Source organism: Kitasatospora sp. MBT63, assembly GCF_000710465.2.
GTDB lineage: Bacteria > Actinomycetota > Actinomycetes > Streptomycetales > Streptomycetaceae > Kitasatospora.
In genome coordinates this window covers 1-3,145 of the sequence record NZ_JAIZ01000782.1, presented here as the reverse complement: position 1 = coordinate 3,145, position 3,145 = coordinate 1, and the positions used below count along the sequence as shown (strand labels likewise).

Sequence of the window (3,145 nt, the reverse complement as noted above, 5' to 3'; positions counted from 1 at the left end):
CAACCTCACTCTCACCAGTGAAGATCACCAACAGCATCCCGACGACGGAACAGAGCCGATGGCGGAGATCGTCATACTCGTGTCCTTGCCGCCAGATGGCCGGTGGGAAACGATGCACGGGTGACACAACGGCGCGTCGTCTTCCTTATCTACCCCGACTTCCAAGTGCTGGACCTGACGGGACCGCATGAGGTCTTCGGACAGGTGGAGCGGTGGGTTCCTCAGGAGAAGGGGTACGCCGTTGAGATCGTTGCGAGCCGGGCCGGAGCGGTGCGGTCCTGTCACGGGATCGATGTGGTGGCCAGCAAGGGCATTCAGGAGTGTACGGGGCCGCTGGACACGCTCGTGGTCGTCGGCGGACCGGGCGACCACGAGGCAGCGAACGACGAAGAACTCATCGCCTGGCTCAAGGCGACGGCCGGCCGAGCGCGGCGAGTCGCCTCCGTGTGCACGGGCGCCTTCCTGCTCGCGCGGGCCGGGCTGCTTGACGGACGGCGCGCCGTGACTCACTGGGCATGCTGCGAGCGGCTGGCCCGTGACCACCCGGACGTCACGGTCACCCCGGACCGCATATTCGTACACGACCGCGCCGTGTGGACCTCCGCCGGAATCACGGCGGGGATGGATCTGGCCCTCGCCATGGTCGAGGAGGACCACGGGGCCGAGGTATCCCGGTCTGTCGCTCGGATGTTGGTGATGTTCCTTCAGCGCCCAGGCGGACAGGCGCAGTTCAGTACCCAGCTTGCCGTGCAGCGGCCCACGCGTAAGCCCCTCAGGGACACCCAGGCATGGATCGCCGACCACCTGGCCGATGACCTGACCGTCCGGGTGCTCGCCGACCGGGCCGGTATGAGCGAGCGCAACTTCACCCGGGCCTTCCGCGCAGAGACCGGCAGCACTCCGGCGTCCTACGTGGAGACCGTCCGCGTCGAGGCGGCCCGGGCTCTGCTGGAGACTACGGACGCCACCATCGACGCGATCGCCCGGGTCTGTGGCTTCAGCTTCGCCGAAACCCTGCACCGCCGCTTCAAACACACGCTAGGCATCACGCCGGGCGAGTACCGAAGCCGCTTCTCCACCACGCAGTAAAGAGCACCTGACGTAACCGTCCCAACGATCACGTTCGGAAGACATCGGCCTCCCGGGACGTCAGTGCGTTGACCACGATGTGCCAACTCTGGTTGCCGAAGAGGGCGAGGTCACCCGAGTTGACTTCCCACGCCCCTGAGGAGGACATTCAGATGCTTGACCTGCTGGGACTGGACACGATCAGTGAGACTGTGTACCGGATCATGCTCACTGATCCGCGAGCCGAATTGGCTGAGGTGGCGGCTGCCGCCGATCTGTCGGTAGCCCAGGTGCGTGGGGCCCTGGACCGTCTGGCCGAGCTGTCGTTGATACGACCGTCGTGGGAGGACAGCGGCCAGATACGGCCGGTCAGTCCGGAGATCGGGCTGGAGGTTCTGCTGGCGCGCCAGCAAGCCGAACTCGCCGCGCATCAGCGGCGGATCGAAACCTCGCGCGTCGCGGCCCTCCAACTGATCGCCGAGCATGCGGAATCACGACCGCATGAGCCGACCGCAGGGGTGGAACAGCTGGTAGGACTCGATCGGATCCGGGACCGACTGACGGACCTGTCGCGCCAGGTCGAGCGCGAAGTGTGCGCCTTCGTGCCCGGACAGGGGCTGAGCGAGGACAACATCGCTGCGGCGCGGCCACTGGACGAGCAGTTGCTCGGGCGGGGGGTGGGGATGCGCATCGTGGTCCTGGACGCGATGCGGAACCACGCAGGGACTATGGCGTATGTCCGGGATCTGGTCGAGCTGGGGGCACAGGTGCGCACCGCAGGAGCGCTGCCTGTACGCATGACCCTCATCGACCAGAGGCTCGCCGTAATCCCGGTGGATCCCGAATGCAGTGGCGCCGCCGCAGTGGTACTCGAGGGGCTCGGGGCGGTAAAGGCACTGCATGCCTTGTTCGATCAGGTATGGCGAGAGGCGTCCCCGGTGGGGCCGAAGCGGCCGTGCAATGCCCAGGGTCTGACCGGCCAGGAAATGGAAACGTTGCGAATGCTGGTGGCGGGCCACACGGACCAGGTGATCGCCAAGCGGCTGGGGGTGTCCGTGCGAACGGCCGGGCGTCTGGCGTCAGACCTGATGCGTCGTCTGAGTGCGGACAGCCGGTTTCAGGCCGGCTACGAGCTAGCTCAGACGGGATGGCTGGACCACATGGGCCGGTAGAGGCACCGAGCTGGACTCGGCGTCCAGGGCGTCAGTCGGCACGGGGACAGAAATTTCTGACCCCGGGGCGGAGGTGGACAGCTGTCCAAGCGCCTCGCAGCCGCGAAGCTGCCAACGTCCGCCGATGCCGTACCCGGGCCCGCGGGAGCCGGTGGCGCCGTGGAGGGCCGGGACGAGGCCGGGGAGCAGCGCGAGTCAGTCGCGGCGGGCCGGGTCCGAGGCCGGCCGAGCCGCGCAACCCGTGGCTCCGCCGGACCGGTGCCCGTCGTGCCCGTCGTGATCGGCCCCGGGCTGTCCCGATCCGCCCCGCTCCGGCCGGAAGGGGACACGGACCGGACGGCGGCACTGGTCGATGCCGTCCGGCTCCGACTCGCCGAGACGGGCGCTCGGCCGACCGCCGGATCCGTGGCTGCCGCCCTGCGATCGGCCCGCCCGCCGCTGGGCGGCGGGGACACCCTCGAAGCCGTCCGGCGGCTGCGCGCCCACGCCTTGCCGTGGGTGGACGGCAGACTGCCGGACGGCACCCGGCTGAACGCGGTGATCCCGCCGTTCGCTGCCGGTGGCCTCGCCAAAGTGGCCGAGGAACAGGACGGCCGCCCGGGCGGGCAGCGGCTCATGGCGGGGTGTCGTGGAACTGCTCGCCGGGCCAGCGGCCCGGGCGGGCGGTTTTCGGGGGTGGCGCGGGGGTTGCTCACGCCTTGGTGGTCTCGGCGCGTGGGGCAGCGGGCCGACCACCGCCCTGCGGACGCACCGGAGCGTCCGGCACCACCAACTGGAACAGCTCCCACAACTCGTCCGGCACCAGACGCTCCACGATCAGCACGTCCCGGAGTCTACCCACCCGGCCAAATGAGATGACCTCTAATACTGCAACGGTGCTTGCTGTGATGAGGCTTCAGCTCTTG

The 3,145-nt window shown here is 68.7% G+C and carries 2 protein-coding genes and 1 pseudogene; 2 read left to right on the top strand and 1 reads right to left on the bottom strand.

Going from position 1 to position 3,145, the window contains the following annotated elements:
* Nucleotides 1–120: 120 nt before the first annotated feature.
* Together AA75_RS40720 and AA75_RS40715 are read left to right on the top strand one after the other, a co-directional pair.
* Complete coding sequence (locus AA75_RS40720) at nt 121–1,089, top strand: GlxA family transcriptional regulator (protein ID WP_033825540.1); 969 nt, start codon at nt 121–123, stop codon at nt 1,087–1,089.
* 152 nt (nt 1,090–1,241) lie between these two features.
* Complete coding sequence (locus tag AA75_RS40715) at nt 1,242–2,240, top strand: helix-turn-helix transcriptional regulator (protein WP_033825541.1); 999 nt, start codon at nt 1,242–1,244, stop codon at nt 2,238–2,240.
* 730 nt (nt 2,241–2,970) lie between these two features.
* Here the strand turns inward: AA75_RS40715 and AA75_RS46665 are convergent.
* Nucleotides 2,971–3,063 (bottom strand): annotated as a pseudogene (locus AA75_RS46665) (IS5/IS1182 family transposase); the annotation flags it as partial.
* Nucleotides 3,064–3,145: the final 82 nt, after the last annotated feature.

Coding starts and splice junctions, on each gene's coding strand:
- AA75_RS40715 (WP_033825541.1), top strand. CDS start 1,242: ATGCTTGACCTGCTGGGACTGGACACGATCAGTGAGACTGTGTACCGG.